This is a genomic window from Clostridium sp. DFI.1.208, assembly GCF_024463855.1.
Classification (GTDB): domain Bacteria; phylum Bacillota_I; class Bacilli_A; order Erysipelotrichales; family Erysipelotrichaceae; genus Clostridium_AQ.
Window position 1 is genome coordinate 1 of record NZ_JANGCA010000102.1, and the last position, 8093, is coordinate 8093.

General features: G+C 45.8%; 1 protein-coding gene. It reads right to left on the bottom strand.

Features of this window, described 5'->3' with window-relative positions; genetic code table 11:
- Positions 1-8093: hypothetical protein (locus tag NE665_RS22865; protein ID WP_256302651.1), on the bottom strand; the 8093-nt coding region annotated here is incomplete at both ends.

The window sequence follows — 8093 nt, forward strand, 5'->3', positions numbered from 1 at the left end:
CGGTGACAACGGCATCCTCCACCTGTTCCACGATCGTATCCCCATTGCTTCGACGGATGCGGAAATATCCTTCATCATAGCCGTCACCGGTAAAGCTCATCATGACCTTGTTTCCGATATCGCTGTCGGTAGTGCCAAAGGTACTCAGCGCCTGCACATCGAGGCTGGATTCATCGAACAGCTCATTTTCCGTTGTCGCGATCGTACTCGCTGCACTTATATCCGATGGTGCATAGACGCTGGTCCCCAAGAATCTCGCATACAGCTTATAGCTGCTCCTTCGATCCAGCTTTCTAAACCAGTTCTCTTCAAAATCCTTCTCCTCCTGCCAGGTGATGTCCGCATCGATCGCCGTACCGTCCGCCTTCACCTTCTGATAGCCGACCTGTACCTGCGGTATCTTGTCCATCCCTTTCGGATTATAGTTCGATGGTGCCTTGAACTGGATGCTGTTTCCATTGATCTGCAGGATCTGTGGCGCATCCGGTGTATTCTGTGCTGCCTTATGATCGACATAGACACTGTCGGTTATCGACTCTCCGCTGAACTGTCCGCTTGGCGCTGCCACATATACTGCATAGATATAGCATTCAAAATCCGCCTCCTGCGTCTGATAGCTGCTTGTCGTACCCGGTGCGTCCTTCTTCACAAGGACAGGGTCCTTCCCCTCCTTCTTCCGATACCAGTAGAAGGTACCGGACTTATCATCCGTTCCCTGATATTCCGCTGTCAATATATCCAGCAGACTGTAGGTAGCGGAATGTGTGATGGAGGAATTTCCCTTGATCAGTGTTCCCTCCAGCTTATCTGGTGTTATGAATTCCACCTGTCCGCTATAATCATCGACACCGGTCAGCGTCGCCTTCAGATGATAGTCGGTATATTTCAGAGGGACCTCGAAGGTGGAATATGACACATCGTCTTTGACCTCATCCACGCGTCCCAGTGCTTTCAGCTCCGCATCGATGTTCTGCCAGGAAGCAGCATTTTCCGGAGTCTTCGTCACGTAATACCTCCATGTCGCTGTCGGTGCCTTGCCATACAGGGAATACTGCAGGGTCTTCTCCTGCAATGTCTTCCACACTACGCTGCTGTCGCTCTCCTTGATCTGCCCGTCTGTTCGAGGGTTCCGTAATAGAGGCTCCTTTGCGCTCAGCTTCCCACGCGTGGAATTGATCTCACTTGCGACATTGGTATTCGTCTCCAGCCTTGCGGCATAGACGACATAGGTCCTATTGGCAGGCACTCTGATCTCCATAGAAGTCTCTGCCTTCAGCCAGCGCTCCACATTGTTCCTATCATCACTGAGCCTGCCCTCCTGCTCTACATCCTTCGCTGCCTTCAGAGTCGGTAGATTGTCATTGGAGGCAAGACGGAGATAGTAGTAGACATCATCCACTTCACTGCTTTCAAGCTTCAGGATACTTCCTTCCCGGGTATCATCCTCTGCATCCGCCGTAACGACAGGCGCCTTCGGTACCTCGTATGCCTTTTTGAACACCCTGCCGAAGCTACGTGTCACACTTCCCTGAAAACCGCTGCCTTCCTCTGCCGTATAGGTCACGGTCACCTCCGGATTTCCATCCACCGGCTCGATATACAGCTTATTGGAATTTCCACCCTTTTCTGCAGGGACTGCCACATCATCCAGCTTCCACTGCCAGCTTCCTTTGGAATCATCGCCGCTGTATGGATATTTCCCTTTTTCATAGGTGACCTCCAGCGTATCCTCTACACCGGTCGTCCCGGTATATGTGATATTTCCCGAGAGTGTCGACTGCAGGGTCCTCGATGTGATACCGCTCGACCAGTCGCTGGCATCGTACCCGGTCCTGGTAGCTTTTCTCACATAGAGCGTATACGCTGAATCACGGATCAGCGGTGTGATCGACACCTCTTTCCCCCAGGCTGCCGTTACGGGATAAGGCGTGATGGTACTATCGCCATCCTTTTTATACCCGAACTCATAGATATCATCACTGGAGTCGGAGACCTTGACTCCTATACTGTATTCATCCACTGTGCCGAGAGCCGGAAGGACACTACCGATCGTCTGGGAATCATTCTTTATGCTGGTACTCGTAGCCATGCATTCATCCTTATAATCCCCGGTACCGATATAGGAGGCTTTGATCTGATAACCGGAATCCTCCGGTACCAGCTTATATGTGATCGTATGGGTATCCGCACTGGTCGTCGTAGGGAGCAGTGTATTTGAAAGATCTGTACCTACACGCTCCAGGACCCACATACCAGTCTGATCCTTCGTATTATCATCCTTATGAGATGCTGTGAAGGTCAGGGTCTGATTGACCCTTGCAGTACCGCTGACTGTGACGGTATTATCCTGTACACTGGAGCGGTCTGTCGTCATCTGGACGGCAGGAGACCAGCCACTAGGCTCATAGAGATCCTTTCCTGCTCTTCTCACATAGATGTAATAGGTCGTATTGCGTTCAAGTCCGGATATGGTGACCGGTGTATCCGCTGCGACACCGCCGCCGGACACAGGCTTTATTTCCTCACTCGCACTCTTACGGTAACCGAATTCATATGTAGTTCCGGCTTCCACGACACTCTCCTGTACCTGTAGGGAGTGATCCTTCTTTGCGGCTGTGATCTCGACAGGTGCCTGAGAAGGCGCCTCCTGTGAACGCTTCAATATCGGATCGGTCTCGATGGAGACAGACTTGTCAAAATCCGTATCTGCCAGGGCGGAATATGTGATCTTTATTTTAGAGCCGGCATCCGCGTCCGTCAGCTCATAGGTCAGACCATAGTCTGTAGAGGTCTTCGGCGTGAGTGGGGTGATCGTTCCATCCTTCGTCCTCTCGATTTTCCAGCTTCCCTTTTGAAGATTGGTATCTGCGATAGAAGCGGTAAGGGTACTTCCTGCATTGATGACGCCGTTCAGCTTGATCGGGCCTTCGATGTCGGTCTTCTCAGTCGTTATCTTACAGGCCTCACTCCATGCACTCGGTTCATAAGAACCATCTGCAGCACCGGCGACTCTTGCATAGAGCCAGTAGTCCTTGTTTCTGGATAAACCGGTGATCTTGAAATCGGATGTAGAATGACCGGCAATGATCTTATCTCCGGAAGAAGAAACAGCATACGCGTATTCATAGTCAGCTCCGCTGATTCCGTTTGCCTTGACCGTTACCCCATTATCGCTTTTCTCAGAGGTCGTCAAGCCGTCCGGTCTTACAGACGTAACTGCGGCAGTAAAGCCGGAGGACATGGTCGCATAATTCGGTGCACCAACATCGACGTTGATTTCATAGCCGATATCGGAAGATTTTAATGTATAAGTACTATTTGTAGCACCTGAAATAGCTTCTCTTGAAACAGTCCCTGCTTTTCTTCGATACCACTGGAAAGTAGTGGCGCCAGAAGCATTGGCTGTCAACACCTTACCAGGATTCGTTGTGCCATTAACCGTTACATCGTTTACGTTTAGCGCATTTACTTTCTTTTTTACTGTAAAGTCATAGGTATTGGTTGCATATCCACCATTCTCCGTATCATCGTAGCGAATGGTTATTTTAGCTGTTGTGCCAACTGCTCCTACCGGTAGTATCGTCCCACCAGCCGTTATCTTCAAAACACTCGCACTACTTGTTGAATATGTGAAACCTTTTGTCTGTAATTCATTAGGTATTTTAACAGGACCGTACAGGTTTCCCACTGCCAGATTACTACTGCTAGTTGCATTATCAATAGAAACAAATGCCATTCTGGTAGCCCCATATAAATTAGCAATTTTATTATCCTGAAGCCATGATAACAAGGGGTAATAACCATCTTTATAAACCCACGCAGAAGTGCCAGAAAATGATGTCTTTAAACCGTTTCCTACCATTTCTTGTGTAGTTTTAGCAGTTCCTCGTGTAGCCTTTGCATTGCTTTGATTTACAATAAACTGTCCCATAATGTTACTATCAAAGAAGTTATTTTTTATATTTGTTGTATTCGTTGTATTAACACTTCCAAAAATACCTCCAGAAGCACTATATGCATTACTGGTTTCAGCTTCCTGTTGAACTTTACTGGCAGTGTAGTTTCTTTGTACATAGTCTTTACCAACACGTGTTCCATATCCAATATATCCCCCTGCTGATTGTGCACTATGTCCATAAACAATAGTTCCGATTGAATAATTATCATAGAATTTATTTGAGCTCGCAAAACCAACAAATCCTCCAAGTGAGCCTACTCCTGAATAAGAAACGCTACCTCCGACAGTTCCACATTCGGAGATTTCAACAGTATTGACATCAACACCGTTATCTGGACCTGTAGAGCCTGCAATGAATCCTACATTTCCATAGGATGCAAGATTAGAATCAACAGCAAAAACACGATTGACTTTTACATAATTTTCTAGCCTTCTTGCTATTACACCAACATTTTCTTTCGTCTTATCTGAGTATGTTAAATTCGCATTCTTAAGTATCAAATTTTTTATTACGGCATAATTTGAACTTGTTCCTTTAACATTATCAAAAAGATATACAGGAAGGTAATTGATAACATGACCATCCCCATCTAAAGTTCCAGAGAATGACGTTGTAGGTACAGTAAATTTAGTACTGCTTGTAAAGCTAATATTATTTGTAATAACGTATGTACCTCCTCTATTCGTATAATTATCTGTACCTAAAATGAAATTTTTTAAATCTGTTTCATTCTTTATGGAAGTTCCATATTTATAAAGAATCTGATCACTTGTATATTTTTTACCTGATGAAATAGCATTTAAATTTACATCTACATACAGCGCTATATTACTTGGCACTGTTAATTCTGCATAGATGTGCTTTCCATTATGCTGGCTCCAGTTTTCTTCCGTAGTGGTCATTGTATTGCCATTATAAGTACTATTTGTATGAAGCGTTGGAGAGGATTCATTGATATACATCTTAAAGCGCCCTTTCAAGTCATCGCCATTGCCAATCCAGTTTTCAACTGTCGCTGTGACCTTTGTTCCGGAATAAGCGGCATCGTTTCCTTCCCCATCCTTTGTATCTGACTTGATTGAAATTTTTTCATCATATATCTTTTTCACATAGGTAGCTGCCATCTTCTTGATACTTTCGCCACCATATCCAATGTCACTGTTTGGCACGAATTCTGCTTTGATGTAGTGTTTCCACATATCCTCGCTGATCGTCAATGTACTCGTGTCACTGTCTATCGTTGGGCTGTATCCACTTGCTAGCTGTTTCCATTTCGCCGTATCATTTATAGATGGCGCAGCATCTGTTCCTGTAGTACCGCAGTCTGTTGTGCTCATATACCATTTCCACGTACCCTTATTGTTGTTCGCATCTTTTAATGTTGCGCTCACAGTCTTTCCTACGACTTCATTTCCCGTAAATGCGATTGTTCCTGACTGTGTTACCGGACCCAGCTCCACACTTTTGCTTCTGACATTACTCACCTGTGTATCTGCTGTTTCCTGTTTCACAATATATAATGTGTAAACTCTATTTGCCTCAAAATAGGCTTTCTCATAGTCCTGTATGAGCTGAAAGTTGGTGGAAGGTACCTTCGTCCAGCCTGCCGCTGTCATCGCACTCTCTGTTGTTCCTTCCGGTGCATTCGGTGCTGGTATGGTATCCTTTTGCACGCGATACCATACGTTCTCCTTCGTATTCAATTCAACATTCGTTTGCAGGTGATTATCTATATCACTTATCTGTGTAAATGTTGTGATCTCCGGGTCTGTTGCCACATTCTTTTTGATACTGCTGGTAACTGCTTCCTTATCGCCTTTAAAATCTCCAGCTCCCGTGTATACTGCCTTCAGCTTCTTTCCGATATCGCTTCCTGTCGGTGTATATTTTGATATCGTTTTATTGTTTGTGATACCGGATGTGATCTGAACATAACTGCCGTTATTTTCACGATACCATTTCCAGCTTCCGTTCGTATCATCCCCTGATGGGATATAATTGGCTTTATTGTAGCTGGCTGTCAGCTCTTTTCCTGCCGTATCGATACCATCAATGCTCACATACCCCAGAATGCCGGTCAATTCCGTTTTCATTTCCAGATTCAGCAGGCACCATGCACTTGCTTCATAGTTATCATCCTTGGCTCGGCGCACCCAGATGTAATAGGTCGTATTACGATCCAGTCCTGTGATGGTTACATCCGCCCCTTTGTATGCTTTGGTATCTACCAGCTTATTCGTGGGAGCGTCCTCGTTATTTTCTTTTCCATACTGGAATTCATAAACGACACCCTCATCCGCATCCTCCCCCATCTTAAATGTCAGTGTGGTATCGGTCTGCGTTTTTCTCTGCGGACTGACGGTCGGCGCATCGTATTGATCCTTTGTATATTTCTGTACTTCTGTAGAGGTTTCTGTGATGCTGCCACTAAAGCCCTCTGTCGGTGTAAAGGTGACCTTGTAGGTGGTTCCCACAGCCTCTGTTGCCGGGATCATATAATAGGTTGAATCCTCCCCCTGTGGGAAGTAGTTCGCGATGTTGCTTTCTACACCGTTCTGTACCTTCGTCCACGTCCAGGTACCCTCTTTCGTGTTGACACCATCCAGTTGTACGATAAGTTTTTCTCCCTGGATCGGATTCGTAGCACCGGTATTTGCATAAGTGAAATGCATACTTCCCTGTAATGCCGTCTGCTTTGTTGTTACGTCGATGCTGGTATCAATCAATGACCAGTCTGACTTGTAATGTTCTTCCTGCTCTGCGTAACGAAGAAAGATGTAATAGGTCGTATTTCTAGTCAATCCGGTTAATGTTGCTTTTCTGGTAGTTGTTGAGGTTGACGGTTCATATTCCACAACTTTTCCTGCTTCACGATATTCCACAGGTACTCCATTTTTACTTAAAGAATAACCTATAATGAATTTTTCGTTATTTCCCAAAGCACCTTCGGATTCATCCTGCAATGGCAGTTCCACAGTGATACTGGAATCTGTCGAAGTCGCTTTGTTTTTGATTATCATATTGACCGGTGCAGAGACCTCCGCTTTCTTAACGACCTCGCTCTGTGCACTGATCTCTCCGCTATAATTCCCGGTTCCTTTGTACACTGCTTCCAGCTTACAGCCGATCGTATTCACATTACCGACGTAATAGGTAGAGCCCGTTCCCACCTGTACCTTGCTACCGTCCGGTTTGAGCCAATTCCATACCCAGCTTCCGGTTTCAGAAGAGACACCATTTTTCCTGGTGGCCTTGAGTGTTTCTCCATATGCCGTTGATTTGTTCTGATTCACTGTGATTTCCACTGTCCCTGTCACATGCGGAAGGTCAGTTTCCACCTGAGCCTCTACATCGCTCCATACGGAATCCTCATAACCGTCTTCACCGATTTGGCGTACCTTGATGTAATAGGTGGTCAAGGATTTCAATCCTCTGATAGTCACTTCGTTATTTCCTCTGGCCAACGTATCAAATGGTGTGGGTTCTCCAGCTACACCATCTTCAATAAACCCAAACTGATACAGACCTTTGGTATAGGAATCCGGCATCTTTACCGTTACAGAGATATCATCTTTACTGACGATTTCCGGTGCTTCTGAAACCTTCTCAGTCTTTGCCTTTTTTACCTCCGTATCCATAGCCGCCTTGACAGCGCCGCTCGCTCCTCCGTCTTTTTTCGCAGTTGCTTTCACATAGATGAGCTGATTTACATCCTTGCCGCTCAGCAGATAGCTTTTTCCTGTACCAAGGATCTTTTCATCATGATCGCTTCCATCCGCATTTTTCTGATGCCAGGTATATGTAACATCCGCATCGAATTTGTCCTGTGTAAGCTTTGCATACAGCTGGTTTCCTACTACCATATCAGCTGCGCCCGCTTCTTCGCTCAATGCACTGTTCCTATAGATCTTGATGCCGTTCAGTTCTTCCTTTATGACCGTCGAACTGGCTCTCGTTACTGTTCCCTTGTAGCTTTGATCATCACTTACGGTAAAGGTTGCACGTATGAAGTATCCGCTGTCATCTGTTGTCGGTGTATAAGTACTTGTTATACTGTTCGTATCTGCATTGCTTTTCAGTTCTTCCCAGCCGCTGGATAAGGATTTGCTCTTCTCCCATGTCCAGCTTCCTTTT